Origin of the sequence: Trinickia fusca (assembly GCF_003628145.1) — a bacterium.
Taxonomy (GTDB): Bacteria; Pseudomonadota; Gammaproteobacteria; order Burkholderiales; family Burkholderiaceae; genus Trinickia; species Trinickia fusca.
The window spans coordinates 840062-858385 of record NZ_RBZV01000002.1 but is presented as its reverse complement, the minus strand read 5'-3'; the positions used below and the strand labels follow the sequence as shown (position 1 = coordinate 858385).

At 64.2% G+C, this 18324-nt stretch carries 19 protein-coding genes; 4 read left to right on the top strand and 15 right to left on the bottom strand.

What is annotated here, in order from left to right; translation table 11 throughout:
• Positions 1–30: 30 nt before the first annotated feature.
• On the bottom strand, positions 31–1248 hold the full coding sequence (locus tag D7S89_RS08590; protein WP_121277179.1) for an anhydro-N-acetylmuramic acid kinase: 1218 nt from the start codon (positions 1246–1248) through the stop codon (positions 31–33).
• 142 nt (positions 1249–1390) lie between these two features.
• Here D7S89_RS08590 and tyrS point away from each other — a divergent pair, with 142 nt between their 5' ends.
• The 3 genes from tyrS to D7S89_RS08575 are packed head-to-tail and all read left to right on the top strand — an operon-like array spanning position 1391 to position 3800.
• Positions 1391–2638: a tyrosine--tRNA ligase gene (gene tyrS, locus D7S89_RS08585; protein ID WP_121277178.1), complete on the top strand. Its 1248-nt coding sequence runs from the start codon at positions 1391–1393 to the stop codon at positions 2636–2638.
• A complete protein-coding gene (gene dtd, locus D7S89_RS08580) occupies positions 2635–3093 on the top strand; it encodes a D-aminoacyl-tRNA deacylase (protein WP_121277177.1) in 459 nt (152 codons plus the stop codon). Before tyrS ends, dtd begins: the two co-directional genes overlap by 4 nt.
• Before the next feature lie 26 nt (positions 3094–3119).
• Positions 3120–3800 carry a histidine phosphatase family protein gene (locus D7S89_RS08575; RefSeq protein ID WP_121277176.1) on the top strand — a complete coding sequence of 227 codons (681 nt, stop codon included), beginning with the start codon at positions 3120–3122 and terminating at the stop codon, positions 3798–3800.
• Positions 3801–3870: 70 nt separating this feature from the next.
• On the opposite strand, the gene D7S89_RS08570 is transcribed toward D7S89_RS08575, so the two are convergent.
• The 4 genes from D7S89_RS08570 to ruvC all read right to left on the bottom strand — a co-directional run bounded on the left by D7S89_RS08570 (position 3871) and on the right by ruvC (position 7184).
• On the bottom strand, positions 3871–4809 hold the full coding sequence (locus tag D7S89_RS08570; protein WP_121277175.1) for an oxygenase MpaB family protein: 939 nt from the start codon (positions 4807–4809) through the stop codon (positions 3871–3873).
• Positions 4810–4869: 60 nt separating this feature from the next.
• Positions 4870–5928 (bottom strand): Holliday junction branch migration DNA helicase RuvB, encoded by a 1059-nt coding sequence (gene ruvB, locus D7S89_RS08565; RefSeq protein WP_121277174.1) that lies wholly within the window; start codon positions 5926–5928, stop codon positions 4870–4872.
• Between the two features lie 55 nt (positions 5929–5983).
• The gene (gene ruvA, locus D7S89_RS08560; RefSeq protein ID WP_121277173.1) at positions 5984–6565 is read right to left on the bottom strand and encodes a Holliday junction branch migration protein RuvA; all 582 of its coding nucleotides are present in this window, start codon (positions 6563–6565) and stop codon (positions 5984–5986) included.
• 76 nt (positions 6566–6641) lie between these two features.
• Complete coding sequence (gene ruvC, locus D7S89_RS08555) at positions 6642–7184, bottom strand: crossover junction endodeoxyribonuclease RuvC (RefSeq protein WP_121277172.1); 543 nt, start codon at positions 7182–7184, stop codon at positions 6642–6644.
• Between the two features lie 138 nt (positions 7185–7322).
• On the opposite strand from ruvC, the gene D7S89_RS08550 reads away from it, so the two are divergent.
• Positions 7323–7709: a hypothetical protein gene (locus D7S89_RS08550; protein ID WP_121277171.1), complete on the top strand. Its 387-nt coding sequence runs from the start codon at positions 7323–7325 to the stop codon at positions 7707–7709.
• Between the two features lie 59 nt (positions 7710–7768).
• Here D7S89_RS08550 and D7S89_RS08545 read toward each other — a convergent pair whose 3' ends face one another.
• From D7S89_RS08545 to dusB, 10 genes are all read right to left on the bottom strand, one after another.
• Positions 7769–8563, bottom strand: coding sequence for a hypothetical protein (locus tag D7S89_RS08545; protein ID WP_147426622.1), 795 nt, complete (start codon positions 8561–8563; stop codon positions 7769–7771).
• Positions 8553–9752, bottom strand: a complete 1200-nt coding sequence (locus D7S89_RS08540) for an MFS transporter (protein WP_183085128.1) — start codon at positions 9750–9752, stop codon at positions 8553–8555. Before D7S89_RS08540 ends, D7S89_RS08545 begins: the two co-directional genes overlap by 11 nt.
• Positions 9753–9763: 11 nt before the next feature.
• Positions 9764–10798, bottom strand: a complete 1035-nt coding sequence (locus tag D7S89_RS08535) for a methyltransferase (RefSeq protein WP_121277168.1) — start codon at positions 10796–10798, stop codon at positions 9764–9766.
• A 1-nt stretch (position 10799) separates the two neighbouring features.
• Positions 10800–11828: a pyridoxal phosphate-dependent aminotransferase gene (locus D7S89_RS08530; RefSeq protein WP_121277167.1), complete on the bottom strand. Its 1029-nt coding sequence runs from the start codon at positions 11826–11828 to the stop codon at positions 10800–10802.
• A 6-nt stretch (positions 11829–11834) separates the two neighbouring features.
• A complete protein-coding gene (locus D7S89_RS08525) occupies positions 11835–12662 on the bottom strand; it encodes a hypothetical protein (protein ID WP_121277166.1) in 828 nt (275 codons plus the stop codon).
• Between the two features lie 7 nt (positions 12663–12669).
• Positions 12670–13695: a cupin domain-containing protein gene (locus D7S89_RS08520; protein WP_121277165.1), complete on the bottom strand. Its 1026-nt coding sequence runs from the start codon at positions 13693–13695 to the stop codon at positions 12670–12672.
• Positions 13638–15008 (bottom strand): FAD-dependent oxidoreductase, encoded by a 1371-nt coding sequence (locus D7S89_RS08515; protein WP_121277164.1) that lies wholly within the window; start codon positions 15006–15008, stop codon positions 13638–13640. The genes D7S89_RS08520 and D7S89_RS08515 overlap by 58 nt, the downstream gene beginning before the upstream one ends.
• A gap of 267 nt (positions 15009–15275) precedes the next feature.
• On the bottom strand, positions 15276–16841 hold the full coding sequence (purH, locus tag D7S89_RS08510) for a bifunctional phosphoribosylaminoimidazolecarboxamide formyltransferase/IMP cyclohydrolase (RefSeq protein WP_121277163.1): 1566 nt from the start codon (positions 16839–16841) through the stop codon (positions 15276–15278).
• Between the two features lie 43 nt (positions 16842–16884).
• Entirely contained in the window at positions 16885–17118 is a 234-nt protein-coding gene (locus D7S89_RS08505; RefSeq protein WP_121277162.1) for a Fis family transcriptional regulator, read from the bottom strand.
• Entirely contained in the window at positions 17115–18197 is a 1083-nt protein-coding gene (dusB, locus tag D7S89_RS08500; protein ID WP_121277375.1) for a tRNA dihydrouridine synthase DusB, read from the bottom strand. The genes D7S89_RS08505 and dusB overlap by 4 nt, the downstream gene beginning before the upstream one ends.
• Positions 18198–18324 lie beyond the last annotated feature (127 nt).

Here is an 18324-nt window from a genome sequence, read left to right as displayed (position 1 = left end):
CGCATATTTGCGATTCGCGACGAGTGCGTCTCAACGCGGATAAATCGCCCCCAGCACCCGCTTACCCGCCGCGCCCGTGACGGCGGGCAGATTGCCCGGCGTGCGTTCGATGCACCGCATGGCGAGCCACGCGAACGCGAGCGCCTCGACGTAGTGCGGCGGCACGCCGAGCGCGTCGGTCGTCATCACCGGCACGCCGCTTGCGCCGCTGCGCGTGAGCGCTTGCTCCAGTGCCTTCAGCAGTTCCGGGTTGCGCGCGCCGCCGCCGCACACATACACGGCGCGGCAGTCCGATGCGTGCCGCTCGATTTCGCGCGCGATGCTGACGGCCGTCAGCGCGGCCAGCGTGGCCTGCACGTCGGCTGGCGGCAACGCCGCGAACGCGGAGAGCTTGGTGTCGAGCCAGCTTGCGTTGAACAGGTCGCGGCCCGTGCTCTTGGGCGGCGCCTGCTCGAAAAACGGCTCGTCGAGCAGCGCATTGAGCAGCGGCTGATGCACGGCGCCGCTGGCGGCAAAGCGGCCGCCCTCGTCGTATGGCTTACCCAGATGGCGCTGAGCCCATTCATCGAGCAACACGTTGGCCGGCCCGCAATCGAAGCCGCGCACGCCGGCTGCCGCCGCTGCGTTGCCGTCGGCGGCGGGCAGGATCGTGATATTGCTGATGCCGCCCAGATTGCAGACGACGCGCGTTTCACTGGCCGAGCCGAACATCTGCGCGTGAAAGGCCGGCACGAGCGGTGCGCCTTGGCCGCCCGCCGCGACGTCGCGGCTGCGGAAATCGGCGACGACGTCGATGCGCGTCATTTCCGCCAGCAATGCCGGGTTGTTGATCTGCCGCGTGTAGCCTTTCTCGGGACGATGGCGCACGGTCTGACCGTGCACGCCGACCGCACGCACGCGCGTGGGCGCGAGGTTGGCCGCGCGCAGCAACTCGTGGCAGCACACCGCGTAGCGCGAGGCGAGGGCGGCAGCAGCCAGCGCCTCGCGTTCGATCTCGTTCTGGCCGGGCTGTTGCAGCGCGAACAGCGCGTCGCGCAGACTGTCGGCAAAGCCGACGAACGCGTCGGCCAGCACGACGGGCGGTTTGCCGGCCACGAACTCGACGGCGATGCCGTCGACGCCGTCCATGCTCGTTCCCGACATCAGGCCGAAATAGATCCCGTCTGCCGCATGCGGTGTCGTGCTTCGCGTCACGGTTCGCTCCTTTTCGTCGTTACCGGCCACGGCCGGAAAAAGCACTTGGCCCATTGGCCCCGCTCGTCCCGCAGCATTATCCGCGCAACGGCCGCACGCGTTAAGCAGGTGCCCACCAGGGGCAGATGGCATCGGGGGCGCGGCGAGAATATGGGACAATTAACGCCTTTGCAACGTCCGCCTGCCAGATTTCCAGATGAGCACCGAGTCCACATCCAAGCCTGCCACGTCGTTTCCGATCACGGACGAGGTCCGTCATGCGCTGGCCGTCGCGAAGCGCGGCGCCGATGAGCTGCTGATCGAAGAAGAGTTCGCGCAAAAGCTCGCGAGAAGCGCAGCCACCGGCAAGCCGCTGCGTATCAAGCTCGGCCTCGATCCGACTGCGCCCGACATCCACATCGGCCACACGGTCGTGCTGAACAAGATGCGCCAGCTGCAAGATCTCGGCCACACGGTGATCTTTCTGATCGGCGACTTCACGTCGTTGATCGGCGATCCGTCCGGCCGCAATGCGACGCGTCCGCCGCTCACGCGCGAACAGATCGAATCGAACGCGAAGACCTACTTCGAGCAGGCCGCGCTCGTGCTCGATCGCGAGAAGACCGAGATCCGCTACAACAGCGAATGGTCGATGCCGCTCGGCGCCGACGGCATGATCAAGCTCGCCTCGCGCTACACGGTGGCGCGCATCCTCGAGCGCGAGGATTTCACGAAGCGCTTTCAGGGCGGCGTGCCGATCTCGATCCACGAATTCCTGTACCCGCTCATGCAGGGCTACGACTCGGTCGCGCTCAACGCCGACCTCGAGCTCGGCGGCACGGACCAGAAGTTCAATCTGCTCGTGGGCCGCGAGTTGCAGAAGCAGTATGGCCAGGAGCAGCAGTGCATCCTGACGATGCCGTTGCTCGAAGGCCTCGACGGCGTCGACAAGATGTCGAAGTCGAAGAACAACTACGTCGGCATCAGCGAAAAGCCGAGCGATATGTTCGGCAAGTTGATGAGCATCTCCGACTCGCTGATGTGGCGCTACTACGAACTGCTGTCGTTCCGCAGCATCGAAGAGATCTCGGGCTTCATGCGCGAAGCCAAGGAAGGGCGCAACCCGCGCGACTTCAAGGTGCTGCTCGCGCAGGAGATCATCGCGCGTTTCCACTCGCAAGCCGATGCCGAGCGCGCCCTCGAGGACTTCAATCACCGTGCCAAGGGCGGTGTGCCCGACGACATTCCGACGGTGACGCTGACGGGTGCGCCGCTCGCGATCGGGCAGATGCTCAAGCAGGCCGGCCTCGTGCCGTCGACGAGCGAGGCGCTGCGCAACATCGAGCAAGGCGGTGTGAAGATCGACGGTACGGTGATTGCCGACAAGAGCCTCAAGGTCGAGGCCGGCGAGTATGTCGTGCAGGTGGGCAAGCGGCGCTTCGCGCGCGTGACGCTGACGGCATGATCGCGCTGATCCAGCGGGTCGCGCAGGCCAGCGTACGTGTCGGCGAGCGCATCACGGGCGAGATCGGGCCGGGCCTGCTCGCGCTCGTGTGCGCCGAGCGCGGCGACACCGAGGCAGACGCCGACAAGCTCGTCGCGAAGGTGCTCGGCTACCGGGTGTTCAGCGACGCGGCCGGCAAGATGAACCTGCCCGTTACCAACCTCGACGGCGCCGGGCGTGCGGGCGGCTTGCTGCTCGTGTCGCAGTTCACGCTCGCGGCCGATACCGACAGCGGCCTGCGTCCGAGCTTCACGCCGGCCGCGCCGCCTGACGAAGGCCAGCGGCTCTTCGATTACTTCGTCGCCACGGCCCGTGCGCGTCATCCGATCGTCGAGACGGGCGAGTTCGGTGCTGCGATGCAGGTTTCGCTTGTCAACGACGGCCCCGTCACGTTCTGGCTGCGCACGCGCGGCTGATTTCGCTCGCTTCTGGTTTCAGGTTCATGCCCACGCACGTTCTGTTCATTCGCCACGGTGAGACCGACTGGAATCGCATCAAGCGCATCCAGGGGCATATCGACATTCCGCTCGCGGCGAGCGGGCTCGCGCAGGCCGAGCAGCTCGCGACGCGGCTTGACCGCGAAGCGCGCGAGGGCGGCCGGCTCGATGCGATCTATTCGAGCGACCTGCAGCGCGCACAGCAGACGGCGCGGCCTACGGCTGCGGCGCTGGGCTTGCCGCTGCGCCTGGTCGAAGGGTTGCGTGAACGGGCCTACGGCGTATTCCAGGGGCACGACAGCGCCGAGATCGCCGCGCGCTTTCCCGATGAGTACGCGCAGTGGCAAACGCGTGACCCTGGCTTCGCGCCGCCAGGCGGCGAATCGGTGCGCGCGTTTTACCATCGCGTGCTGCATGCCGTTGCCGCCATCGTGGCTGAGCATCGAGGTCAGCGCATCGCCTGCGTCACGCATGGCGGCGTGCTCGATTGCATCTATCGCAGCGCACATGGCTTGCCGCTCGAGGCGCCGCGCAACTATGCGTTGCTGAACGCGAGCATCAATACGGTGGAGTTCGACGACGACGGCAGGGGCGCGCGCGTGCTCGCCTGGGCCGATGTTGGGCACCTGGGCGGGATGTCCGATGACGACGGGTTCAAGGCGTGCCTCGCCGGTGCGTCGCATTGAGCGATTGCGTGTGGCAGTCGCTCGCGTTCTTCGATATCGTCGCTAAGAAAACGTACGCAGTACTTTCGCGTCAGGCAGGCGGTGCGCCGACGCGACGCCGCGCGCGCTTGGACACGCCATTCACGAGCGCCCAGCGGAGCACGGGCGCCACGAGCCGCACGCCGGGCCGCGCAAGTGTGCCGCGCAGCCGTGTGAATGTCGTAAAGCCCAGCATCTGCTGTGCCCAGTCCGGCAGCAGATCGACACCCGCATGGAGCATCATCGTCGCGGCCGGCCGCATCGCCGAGTGCTTCGGCGCGGCATCCATCAGAATGCGAACGACTTCCTGCGTGCGCGGCCCCGCTTCGAGCTCTGGCCGCATCGACTCGAAATAGGCGGCGACGGCAGCGCGCGAGGTGGGGACGTCGGTCGCGCCGAGCATCTGCGCGATGCGGGCCGTCTCGGCGTAATAGCGGTCCTGGTCGGCGTGAGACAGCGCCGGATTCGCGTAACGCAGGTGCGCGGTCAGAAAGCTCGACACTTCTGCGACATGCACCCAACGCAGCAAGGCCGGATCGTCAGCCCGATAGGGGCGTCCATCGGGCGCTGTGCCTGTCACGCCTTGGTGGATGCGCTTGACTCGCTCGATCAGCGCAAGCGCATCCTGACGACTGCCGTAAGTCGTGCCGGAGATGAACGTCGCCGTGCGGCGCAGCCTGCCGAGGATGTCGGTGCGAAATGTCGAATGATCCCAGACACCCGCGAGTGCAAGCGGATGGAGCGTCTGCAACATCAACGCGCTGACGCCGCCGACCATCATCGACGTGAAATCGGCATGCACGCGCCAGCATACCGAGTCCGGGCCGAATAAGCCCGGATCGCCGGCCGGCGACGAATAGTCGAGCGACGGGCCGCCGCTGCCGCTCGTCAGGTGCGTGACGCGTTGCGCGATCCGTGCGCGTACGCGCTGCGCGAGTGCCTGGGCGGGGCTGGTGGGTTCGCCGTGCGGGTTGCCTGCGTGGTCGGACATCGCGTGGCTTCCTTCCTTATGGCTGTTGCCTCTGGTCAACCCGTGGCTCAGGGCGCGGCGCTACTCAGCGTCCCACAGGTTGCGCACGGGGTTCGAAGCATCCGGCGCGCCAAGGCCGAAATGACGGTACGCCGCCAGCGTCGCGACGCGGCCGCGCGGCGTGCGTTGCAGGAAGCCCTGCTGAATCAGATACGGCTCGAGCACGTCTTCGATCGTGTCGCGTTCCTCGCCGATCGCGGCGGCCAGATTGTCGACGCCGACCGGGCCGCCATCGAATTTGTGCAGGATCGCTTCGAGCAGCTTACGGTCCATCAGATCGAAGCCGACCGGGTCGACGTCGAGCATCTTCAACGCCGCATCGGCCACCCGCGCAGTGATGTTGCCGTCGGCCTTGACCTCGGCGTAATCGCGCACGCGGCGCAGCAGCCGGTTCGCGATCCGCGGCGTGCCGCGCGAGCGCTTGGCGATCTCGAGTGCGCCGTCGGGGTGAATCTGGGCGCCCAGCAGCGACGCCGAACGGCTCACGATGCGCGAGAGCTGCTCGGCATCGTAGAACTCGAGTCGCGCGACGATGCCGAAGCGGTCGCGCAGCGGGTTCGTCAGCATGCCCGCACGCGTCGTGGCACCCACGAGCGTGAACGGCTGCAAATCGAGCTTTACGCTGCGCGCGGCCGGCCCTTCGCCGATCATGATGTCGATCTGGTAGTCCTCGAGGGCCGGATAGAGAATTTCTTCGACGACGGGCGAGAGTCGGTGGATCTCGTCGATGAACAGCACGTCGTTTGCTTCGAGGTTCGTCAGCAGCGCGGCGAGATCGCCCGCGCGTTCGAGCACCGGCCCAGAGGTTTGCCGCAAATTGACGCCCATTTCACGCGCGATGATGTGCGCGAGCGTCGTCTTGCCGAGGCCAGGCGGCCCGAACAGCAGCACGTGGTCGAGCGCCTCGGAGCGGCGCTTGGCCGCTTCGATGAAGATTTCGAGCTGGCTGCGCACTTTTTCCTGCCCGACGTATTCGTCGAGCTGGCGCGGCCGCAAGGCGCGCTCGAACGCTTCTTCGTGCGAGGAGGCGGGCTTGGCCGAGATGATGCGCTCGCTAGCGAGCTTGTCGGTTTCGATCATGCTCGTGATTGTACCGCGCGCGCCGGGGGCGCAAGGGCACGCGGCTACAGGACCCTCAAGCCTTCGACAGCGCCTTCAACGACAGCTTGATGCCCTCGGAGACGCCCGTGCCGGCCGGCACGTTCTTGACGGCTGCGAGCGCTTCCTTCTCCGAATAGCCGAGCGCAAGCAGCGCGTTGACGATGTCGGTCGCATGATCGGAGGCCGACACCGCCGCGGCGGCCGAGCCGAGGTCGGCGCCGAGCTTGCCCTTCAGTTCGAGCAGCAGCCGCTCGGCCGTCTTCTTGCCGATGCCGGGCACGCGCGTGAGGCGTGCGGCGTCCTGCAGCGTGACCGCCTGCGACAGCTCCTGCACGCTCATGCCCGAGAGCACCGCCAGCGCCATGCGTGCGCCGATGCCGCTGATCTTGAGCAACTCGCGGAACGTCGCCCGCTCCTGGGCGGTGCCGAAGCCGTACAGCAGATGGGCATCCTCGCGCACGATCAGCTGCGTCAGCAGCACGATTTTTTCGCCGGCCTGCGGCAGGTTGTAGAACGTGCTCATCGGCACGTCGACTTCATAGCCGACGCCGTTGCAGTCGACGAGCAGGTGAGGCGGGTTCTTTTCGAGCAGGGTGCCGGCGATGCGACCGATCATGGGGCAGGACAGAAGCGGTAAGGAAAGCGCGAGTGTAGCGCACCGCAGCCGGCGCGCGGCGGGGTATCGGCCGTCCTTAGCCGATCAGCCGTCCGCGGCGCACGCGCAAGCCTTTGCGCGCGAGCGCGGGGGCGATGCCGCCCAGCGTTTCGAGCGTATTGCCGCTGTGCGCGTGACAGATGGCCATGCCGAGCGCGTCGGCCGCATCGGTGCCGGGCAGCCCCGACAGATTCAAGAGCCGCACGACCATCTGCTGCATCTGCTCTTTCGTCGCCCGGCCGTAGCCGACGACGGCCTGCTTCAGCTGCAGTGCCGTGTACTCGGCGACGGGCACGCCGCCCGCGACGAGGCCGCAGATCGCGGCGCCACGCGCCTGGCCCAGCAGCAGCGTCGATTGCGGATTGACGTTGACGAAGACTTTTTCGATCGCCGATTGATCGGGCGCGTGCTGGCGGATCAGCGTCGAGATGCCCTCGAAGATGGTGCCGAGGCGCGAAGGCAAGTCGGCATCGGCAGTGCGGATCACGCCGCTCGTAACGTAGGTGAGCTGGTGACCGGTTTGCTCGATGACGCCAAAGCCCGTCACGCGCAAGCCGGGGTCGATGCCGAGAATTCTCATCAAAAGTGAAAGCGAACGAACTGGTTGCGATACTACAGCGTTTCGTTCCGTCCGGATAATTCAGCTTACGTGTACTCAGAGGCCGGGCAGCCCTGAAAGTCGAGCGCACCTTTGACCCATCATGAGGAGCGTAACGCCATGAGCCAAATTGTCGTGCATGTCAGCAACCAAACCAGCCGCGATCTCTTCGTCGCCGGCGACCCGAACTGGGACGACCAGGCGCTGCTCGTCGACGGGCAGCCGTTCGACCGTGCCTATCGCCTCGCAGCCAAAGCGTCCGCCGATATCAGCATGAACTGGGCCGAGCAAGACACGCCCGGTGAAAACATGATGGGCGTGATCGTTGCCGACGGCACCGATTATGACTACGGCTCCGCCGGGGCCTATCAGATGACGATCGGCCGCCATCCCGAAACGGGGCTGCTCGGTGTGACGCAAGAAAGCACACTCAATGATCCGACGGTCCGCCATGTCGATGCGAACGGGACGCCATGGTCGATGCAGATGAGTTTCGTCGATCGTTGAACGGGCTTTCAGCGCGCCGGTGCGCAAACGACGAAGCCGCACCGGTGCGTAACATGCGCCTATAGTTGTCGCGACCCGAGAATACGGTGGAAGAACGACCGCGGCATTTTTCGGTGAATGCCGAACTGGAGCAGCTTTTCGCGCAAGACGGGCACGCGGCAATCGTCGATGCCAAGCTTTTCGCAGATCCGGTCCTTGCACTTGTAGATGGTGTCCGCCACGCGCGGGTTCGCCGTCGGCCGATACCGGTTCATGAAGCGCGAAATCTGTCCGACGCTCCAGTTCATGGCGATCAGAAAGCCCACCTCGTATTCGTACTCCGTCAGATTGGCGCGCCCGATGATTTCGTCGAGGTGCGCCTTCTCCAGGCTGCCGGAGCCGAACTCGAGCGCGTAATTCGGCAGCAACGCGAACAAGTGCGAAACGTCGACTTCATGGGCCTGATAGATGATGCCGAGAATGGAGTGCGAGGCATCATGTTTCATGACGAACTTGTCGAAAACCAGTGCTTTCAAGCCGTCGCTATATTCGTACACCTTCAGGATCGACTTCGTGCTGTCGGCGTCCCGATGGCTCAGCAATTCCCGATCTTCGCGGATATGGCAATCGGCGAAGCGTGCCGTCCCCTCACATGGCATCTCGCAATCGAGCCGCCCCGTCACGTCGGCGCCTTTCGCCAATCCGACCAGGCGGGCATAGGCATCGGTCGCAATGAGGTGCCGCGAATGGATATCCTTGGCGCCCGCGATGACGTCGATCTGGGAGGACAACACATCGATCGAGCGTCGAAACGTATCGATGAACGATCGATGTGCATCGGTGAAATTCTCCGGCGAGACTAGCTCATATTTCATTGACGTTGCTTCCGGCTTGCCCATTGCTGTCCATGACGGTACGCGGTTTATTCGAACTCCTAATAAATAGGGATAAAAATAAGGCGCCGGCGAAAGCGGGCCAAGCCAGCCATGTGACGCCGCGTACCGGTAACGTGTCGGCCAGGTAGGCGACCAGCAGCCCGCCCACAGGCAAGCCAGCGGCGGTCAGGACCATGATGATGCCGAGTGTCTTGCCGAGATGCTTCGGGGGGATGTGCGCCACACGCTCGCAGCGAAGATGAATCGAAAACAGCATGATGCCGGCGAAGAAGATGGCGTAGCCGAGCACCCAAAGCGGAAAACTCCAGGCGCTTGCTGCAAGGAACAGTCCGGCAGCGATCGTAGCGAGGCCTATCCATTGCGTCCGCGCGGCAGCGCCGGGGACATGGCGACTGAGCAAAACAGCGAGCACGGTCGCTGCCGCAGCCCACATTTGCACCTGGGCGAACGCCGCGCCGGGTAACGCGAATTCCGTCGTGATCATCGCCGGCCCCGTGGAGGTGACGATTCCCGATGCAATGGCCAGCAAGAACCCGCAGATCACGATCTGACGCAGTCTCGTCTTGTGCTTGAGGATGGAGAGCGCGGCCGACGCGTCGCGTGCCGGCGAGAATGGCGAGCGTGGCGCCGCGGGATGAGCAAGACCGGCTCGCCAGAGACACGGCGCGGGGCAAGCGAACAAGGCGGCCAGGACGACGAACAGCGCGCGCAGATCCAGACAGGACACGAGCCAGGCGGCTGCTGCCGAACCCAGGATGAACGCCAGGTTGTTGATCGCCTCGAGCGACATTTGTGCGCGCGCGAGCACCTTGCCGGAAGTGGCGACGGTGCGTTCGAGCGTGACCTGCGACAGCGCCGACAGGAAGCCGAATGCCGCCGACGTGGCGAGCAAGACGGGCACATCCGGAAACAGGAATGGTACGAAGGCGAGCAGGGCGCGGGCCAGATCGGCGATGGCGAACAGCCGCCCGGCACGAAAGCGATCGGCCAGCGCGCCGCATAGCGGCAGGCCGACGATGCGCGGCAGCCACTCGATCGCCAGCGCGAGGCCCGAAAGCGACAAGCTGCCCGATTGCCGATAGATGACGAGCGGAAACAGGAAGTCGCCCAATCGCGCGGCGAACTGCGACAGGAAACGCCCTAGCAGGAACAGAGGGGAGGGGGCCAATTCGCTCTCCTTCAGCGCGCGACGAGTGCGCAATGATCGATGGTGCGTGCGTCGTACTGGGCGGTGATGGTGAAGCCCGCTTCCTTGAGCCAGCGGCGGTGGTCGCCGACAGGGTAGGCCATGCCTTCGCCGCTCGCGACGGTCATGAAGTAGACCGACGACTTCACGGCTTGCAGGCCACCACCTTCGTCGGCGTCGCACATGAGCGCCCAGACGAAGAGGCGCCCGTCCTCGACATGCTTGAGATAGTCCTTGGCCTTCCTGTAGAGCAACGAGATCTTCGGTGGCGAGAAAATCTCGAGCACGTGCGAGAACAGCACACCGTCGCAACCGGGCGGCCAGGCGTCTTCGAACATGTCGGCTGCTACACAGGTGATGCGCTGCTCCAACCCGTGATCGGCCACGTTCGCCTTGGCTTTGTCGAGTACCGAGGGTAAGTCGACCAGACAGACCCGCAGCGATGGAAAGCGCTCGCACAGGCGAATGGCGTTCGAACCGTCCCCGCCACCGACGTCGAGCAGCATCGACACTTGCCTGAGCTCCTTCATGTCGAGCATGCGAGGCGACAGCCGGGTGTAGGCGGCCATCCCCTCGTGGAAGAGCCGTTCGGTGTCAAGGCTCATCGCCATGCGGCCGTACAGCGTTGGCGCGTCGCCGGCGAATTCGTCGAGACCGGCATTGCGGCGCTCGCGCAGCGCACGCGTGAAATGCAGGCAGGCGCGATGTTGAATCCGGTCGTTCAGCATGATGAACGGCACCATCGAATGTCGCGATTCGCGCCGCAAGCAGCGCCGCGCCAGAGGTGAATTGCGCACCGTACCATCACCGTCGACCTGCACGCATCCCAGTTGCCGCAAACCCAGCATCAGGATGCGGCAGCCATGCGCGTCGATGCCGAGTGACGCGGGCAGGGCAGCTAACGTTACGCCTCGTTCCACGACGTCGAAGATGCCGAGATCGCAGGCGGTCGACAAGACTTGCGTCTTGATATAGCCGTTCATCGCTTCGCAAAGCGATTGCCATTCATTCCATGACAGTTCTTCCACGTCAATTCGTCTCCGTGATGAATACGCCTAGTGCCTTCAGCAACACGTCGTTCGCGTCCCTGTCCCCGACCGTCACCCGCGAAACCGCCGCGAAGTGGCGTACACCCACGTTCGCGTTCTCCAGCAGCCGATGGACGAGGTCGGGGCTGCGCCAACGCACGCAAAGAAAATTGGCATCGGTGGGCAGCACGCTCGTCACATGCGGGCTCATCGCGAGCAGCGCTGCCACCCTGACGCGCTCCACGCGGACGAAGGCGAGGCGATCGTGAATGGCCTGGGCGTGTCCGAGTGAAACCCGCAGCGCGTCGATGACGGGTATCGGCATGGCGAACGGAATCTGGACGCGCAAAGCGGCATCGATCGTCGATGCGTGTCCGACGAGTGCACCGACACGCAAACCCGCGAGGCCGAAGCTCTTCGAGAGCGTTCGGAGGACTACCAGGTTGGCGAACTCGTCGACCAGCGAGATGGCCGATGCCTTATCGGAAAAGTCGGCATACGCTTCATCGACGATGACGACGCCGCGGTACGTGGTGAGTAATGCGCGAATCTCGTCCCGCATCATCATCGTCCCGAGCGGATTGTGCGGTGAGCACAGCAACAACGCCTTCGTATCGGAAGTCGCGGCGGTTCGCCAATCACCGTGCTCGAGTGTCGCGACACGCAGGCCGTGTAGGGTCGCCCAATGCGGGAACGCCTCGAAGCAAGGCATCGGAATGCCGACGGCATCTCGACCGGGCTCGCAAAAGACCGTCAATGCCAGGTTCAGCGCATCGACTCCGCCGTGTGTGAGCAAGACGTTCTCAAAGCCCAGTTCAAGGCGGATACCCTTGCGCTCTTCAATGTCGCGCCAAAGCTCGATTACGCCTTCGATCAAGTCGAGCGGTCGCGTGTGTGGATACGCTCGCCACGGCCCATCGTCGGCAGGCAGGTTGTCGTCCAGTGCGTAGCGCTTGCTCGGCGCTTGGGTCAAGGGGCCCGGCAGCGGCAGCTCGACAATGGCCCGACGTGCCAAAGGATGGGGTGCCATAGGTGCTTATGCCTGTTTCAGCCAATGACTCTGGGGGATGAACACGTCGGCGCCGAGGCGTTGTTTTTCCGCCGCGCCGTCTCTCCCCAAATGAACGGCGTGGAACCCGTTTGCCTGCGACCAGCAATAGAGCGCGTAGAACGTGGCGACGTAAAGGTTCTGCCCCGGTGCCAGCGAGGCGCGGTCGATCGACTGATTCAAGTAGTAGACGGTGCGTTCTTGTCGGCCGAGAAGGATCAGGCCCGTCTGGACGACACGTCCTGAAGCATCACGCCGGAATATCCAGCGAAAGTCGTGTGCCAGCGGCGAGCCCGCGAACTTGCGTTGCACCGCTTCGCAGAACATCGGTGTGGCTGTCGCATGCCGCGCGTTGTGCAAGGCGTCGAGGCGTGCGAGATCAGCCCAGTGCGTCTCGTCTAGTTGGCTGGCTTCGAGCATCTCGAAGCCGTAGCCCGCCTTGCGGGCCAGCCGCCGGATGTCGCATGCGCGTCGCGCGCCGAGTCGATCGCTAAGACATCGGTCGATGGAAGCCTCGAACGTGGCCACGCATTCGACGTGTTCCGCGGTGCGGACGAAGTGATGCTTCAGCATGCGCGACTTGGCGGCACGAACCGACGGAATCAGCACGCCGCCACGCGTGTTCAACGCTGCGTCGATATCGCCATCACTCGGTCGCGTCGAAAAGTTATAGAAATATCCCGCTGCTAGACGAACCTTGTCGTCGGTCGGCAGTGGGCCTCCGTAATGCGGCATATCGGTCAACCTGACCACGAGGTCCGGTGCAAAAATTCGCATCGCATCGGCGAACGTATGGCGCGCGGCTTCGGACGTCATCGCTCTATCAAACATAGGAATCCTGATCGACGATCTTGACGATGCGTTCGAGCATGAGTTCCAGGATGTCCCAGGCCTGGCCCGATACGTGGAGCAATCGCCGAAACGTCGGTTCGGTCATTCCCTGGAGTTCACCTCGCCCGAGCAGATGGTGGCTTTCGTCCACGCCGGCATGGGCCGCGAAATACGCATGCGAAGACATCTTGCTGGCCAGACGATGGAAGACTTCGGCACTGCGCTCCAGCACGAAATGCGTGAGCACCAGCCGTTCGAGGTTGTCGCCGGCCACGGTTCGATACAGAAACCACGAAGCGCAAGCTTCGATCGCCGAGTCCGCCTGTTGCGCGGCGTGCCACTCATGCGCCAGCAACTCGTCGTGTCCAAGCTCCTCATGAAAGTGATGGAGGAACAGGGGCTCCCACGGCACGCCGTGCGTGAGGCCTTGACGCAGAAACATCATCCGCTGAAAGGCTTTCGACCACTGATAGAGGCAGGCGAGCAGCCGGGCGCGGCGCTCGGGGTGCGCCAGCGTGCCGTCGGTCAGCAGGCCAAAAAACGGCTGCGTGATGTGTCGAACAAAGCGCTGTTCTTGATACTCGAGCAGCCGTTTGCCGAAATCGTCGACAAAAGTTGCGCGCGGCGCGCGCTCGTCCTCATAGAGACCCGCTCCCTCGAACTGAATCGACAAGGCGGTCAGCTCGCTATCGGTCCGAAAGCCATGCGGCGCACCCGCTGGCACTGCGACGACGTCGCCTTCGCAGAGGTCACGTGGATAAGCGCCGAGCAGACGACCGCGCCCCCCAGTGATCACGATCATCGACTTGGTGGGATGCGCATGCACCGCAAGCTCCTGGCCGGCCGTGAGGCGCGTCCAGCTCAAGGAAGTTCGCCCCGCTGAAGGGAGAAACCGAGCCAGTGCCTCGTGACGGCGAAAGTCGCGATGCTCACCCAGCGAGTGCGTGCGACCCTGAATTTCTATCTCGGTGATGGCACGGATGTCGTCGCGCGCGACGACGAACGGCGAAGCGTCCATAGTTGCAACCTCAATTGGCGGAGGAGTGAAATCGCGAATGCCAGGCCCAGCTCGACCAGCAATAGACCGCTGCGCCGTTTGATCGAACGTTGTCGTGCCAGGCGCGCGACGATCGAGTCGTAGGGGAGATTCGTGTGCGCGACTTTTTCGTATTCGTAGAACCAGCTGCCACGCGTGAGCCGGGCAAGCCACAGGTCCATGAACGTCGATGCCTGCCAGCGGGCGGATAACGCCCCCCGTTGCAGATTCGAAAAGTGCGAGCGCGAAAGCACGGCGAGCGCGTCGGTCTGGGGTTTGCGACGCGCTTCGTAGAGCGTGAACGCTTGCGCGCGCGAGGTTTCGCTGCCGATCAGATCGCTGAGGACGAAGCAGTCCTCCAAGGCGGCGTTCATGCCTTGGCCGTAGAACGGCAGTACGGGATGGCAGGCGTCGCCGACGAACACGACGCGGCTTTCGTGGTGCCAGCGGCTGAGTTCGCCGGAGGCAAGCCTCCCCAGCGGCGCCGCCTTCAATTGCGACGCCATGTCTGCCGTGATCGGCACTCGAGGAAAGTGCGAGGCGAAGATTTGCGCGAAGCGCTCGCGGTTGTACCCTTGCAAGTCCTCGGAGACGAACATGAGCGCGATCGTCGCATCGGGGTTGGGGATGCCGACGAGCAGCGCCTGGTGGCCGGGCCAGACGTGCAATGCATCCAGTGGCAGACCGAGCTTGGCGACGAAGTCGCGGCCGCCGTGCAATTCCAGGTAGCGGGAGGGAAAGTCGGTCAGATGACAGTGTGCCGACGTCTGTTGGACGAACGACGAGCGCACGCGCGAGAACGCGCCGTCTGCGGCGACGATAGTGCCGGCACGGATAGTTTGGCGTTGCTCGCCGCAGGAATAGGTCAGCATGCCGGAATGGCAGTCGATGGTCTCGACTGGCGCGTCATGGATGATCGATATCCCGGGTATGCCGCGAATGGCTTCATACAGCATTTCCAACAGCGCCTTTCTGCGAATCGAATAGATGGCATGCGTGTCCTGCGAGCCATAGCGCTGCGTTGCGATCGCGCCGAAACGGTCGTGCACGACGCGCCTACGCAGCCGGACGGCGCTGTTCAGCGCGCGGTCCTGTAGCCCCAGGCGACGTAACGCCGTCAAGCCGCGAGCCGTCAACGTGAAGTTGATCGAACGCGATTCCTCGCTCAGAAAGGCGTCTTGCGTTCTTCTTTCCAAAAGAAGGACTGGCCGGCCCATGCGATGAAGCAGGAGCGCCAGCGTCATGCCGGCAATGCCGGCTCCCGCGATGACGAATTCTTGATCTTGTGGGGCCATGATCGGACGTTGGTTGAGCCGAGCGGGCAGGTGGGTTGCCCGCTTCGCTTCGATGCCGGATATCGATTAATATTTTGTAGAACTAATCAATCGACGTGCTGCTCAGTAAATCAGAAGAGCAGAAGCATAGAAGTTTTCGGCTAACCGCTTTAGTCCAGAAAAATGGACTTAGAGGTGGTCGTCAGCGATCGCCAAAAAAAAGACCGGCGGTCTTGCGACCGCCGGTCTTTTGCACAGTGCAGTGAAATCGGCAGAGGCCGATTCGACTCAATGCCGGAAGTGCCGCACGCCCGTCATCACCATCGCGATGTTGTGCTCGTCGGCTGCGGCGATCACTTCGTCGTCGCGCATCGAGCCGCCCGGCTGAATCACGCAGGTCGCGCCCGCTGCCACGACGACGTCGAGGCCGTCACGGAACGGGAAGAATGCGTCAGAGGCGACGGCCGAACCGTTCAGCGTCAGGCCGGCGTTTTGTGCCTTGATGCTGGCGATGCGTGCCGAATCGACACGGCTCATCTGGCCCGCGCCGACGCCGAGCGTCATGCCCTTGCCGCAGAACACGATCGCGTTCGACTTCACGAACTTCGCGACGCGCCATGCGAACATCAGATCGTCCATTTCCTGCGGCGTCGGGTGACGGCGCGTCACGACGCGCAGATCACGCTGCAGCACGTTCTTCGCATCGGGCGATTGCACGAGCAGACCGCCGCCGACACGCTTGAAATCGAACGGGTTCTGGCCTGCGCCGAGCGCGATCTCGAGCACGCGCACGTTCTGCTTGGCGGCGAATACCTGCTTGGCGCCGTCCGTCAACGACGGGGCGATCAGCACTTCGACGAACTGCTTGGCCACGGCGTTGGCCGCCGCTTCGTCGACTTCGCGGTTGAACGCGATGATGCCGCCGAAAGCCGACGTCGGATCGGTCTGGAACGCCTTCGAGTAAGCCTCGAGCGAATCGGCACCGACGGCCACGCCACACGGATTGGCGTGCTTGATGATCACGCAGGCCGGCGCATCGAACGTCTTCACGCATTCCCAGGCGGCATCGGCGTCGGCGATGTTGTTGTACGACAGCTCCTTGCCCTGCAGCTGGCGGTAGCCAGCCAGCGCGCCGGCCGGCACGACGAGGTCGCGGTAGAAGGCGGCGCTTTGATGCGGGTTCTCGCCGTAGCGCAGGTCCTGCACCTTCTCGAACGCCAGGTTCATCGTCGACGGGTACGTATTGCGCGACGAATGTTGCAGCGCTTCGGTCAGGCTCGTCAGATAGTTCGTGATTGCGCCGTCGTATTGCGCCGTATGGGCGAACACCTTGGTGGCGAGGCGGAAGTTGGTCTTGTAGCTGACCGCGTTGCCGTTCGCGCGCATTTCGTCGAGCACGGTCGCATAGTCGGCCGGGTCGACGACGACAGTCACGTCGCGGTGGTTCTTCGCCGCCGAGCGCAGCATCGTGGGGCCGCCGATGTCGATGTTCTCGATCGCATCTTCGAGCGTGCACTCGTCCTTCGAGACGGTGGCGACGAACGGATACAGGTTCACGACGAGCAGGTCGATCGTCGGGATGCCGTGCGCTTCGAGCGCGGCCATGTGCTCGGGCAAGTCGCGACGCGCGAGGATGCCGCCATGCACCTTCGGATGCAGCGTTTTTACGCGCCCGTCGAGCATTTCGGGGAAGCCCGTGTAGTCGGCGACCTCGGTCACGGCGAGGCCGGCGTCGGCGAGCAGTTTCGCGGTGCCGCCCGTCGACAGGATCTTGACGCCGAGCGCCGACAGCGATTGAGCGAATTCGACGATGCCCGACTTGTCGGAGACGGAGATGAGCGCTTGCTTGATCATGATGGAAACGAAGACCGAAAAGAGACGAGGGCGGCGCGAGCGACTACAGCAGGCCGTGCTGCTGCAACTTCTTGCGCAACGTGTTGCGGTTGATGCCGAGATAGTCGGCGGCGAGCGACTGGTTGCCGCCGGCCTGCTCGAGCACCACCTCGAGCATCGGTTTTTCGACGCACGACATCACCATTTCATAGACGTCGTGCGGGTTGGATCCGTCGAGGTCCTGAAAGTACATATCCAGGCTGTCGCGGACGCATTGTTCGATGTTGTGCTTGCTCATGCTGCTAAGGGTTCGTTTCGGTTCGGCTCGCGGCTGCCGGGCGCATCGTCACGGCCGGGGGCGTCGTCGTCGACATAGACGAGGCGCTCGGAGCGTGCCTCCTGCTCGTCGAAGAATTCGTTGACGGCGAGCAGTTGTTCGCGCGTGGTATCGAGCGTATTCATCCGGTGCCGGAACGCATTGGCGCCGGAAAGGCCGCGAGTGTACCAGCCGATGTGCTTGCGCGCAGTACGCACGCCCGTGAACTCACCATAAAAGACATAGTGATCCTCGAGGTGCCCGTTCATCACCTGGCGGATCTCGGCGATGCGCGGCGGTGGCAGCAGCTCGCCCGTCTTCAGGTAATGCTCGATCTCACGGAACAGCCACGGGCGCCCCTGCGCCGCGCGGCCGATCATGATCGCGTCGGCGCCGGTGGCCGCGAGTACGGCCTTGGCCTTCGGCGGCGAATCGATGTCGCCGTTGGCGACGATCGGAATACGGACAGCCGCCTTGACCGCGGCGATCGTCTCGTACTCGGCTTCGCCGTGGTACAGATCGGCGCGCGTGCGGCCGTGCACGGTCAGCATCGAGATGCCGGCCGCTTCGGCGAGCCGCGCGATGTGCACGGCGTTCTTGTGCTCACGGTCCCAGCCCGTGCGGATCTTCAGCGTGACGGGCACCGCGTCGGGCCCGGTGCCGACGGCCGCCACGACGGCCTCGACGATGCGCACGACGAGCGGTTCGTTCTGCAGCAGCGCGGAGCCGGCCGCGACGTTGCAGACCTTTTTCGCCGGGCAGCCCATGTTGATGTCGATGATCTGCGCACCGTTCGCGACGTTGTAGCGCGCGGCCTCGGCCATCATGGCCGGATCGGCGCCCGCGATCTGCACGGCGATCGGTTCGACTTCCCCCGCATGGTTGGCTCGGCGCATCGTCTTCTCGCTCTTCCATAGCTGCGCGTTCGACGCGACCATCTCGGACACGGCATAGCCGGCACCGAGGTGCTTGCAGAGCTGGCGGAACGGCCGATCCGTGACGCCCGCCATCGGGGCGACGAATAGGTTGTTACGCAGAGTGTGCGGGCCGAGCGTTGGCATGATGGAGCGATCGCCCACGCAGCCGGACGGCGCGGGCATGGGACGACGATAAGACAAGGGAAACGGGTATTTTACCAGGACGCGCGGAAAGCTCCCCTATTCATGGGGGAGATGAATAGCGCGGACG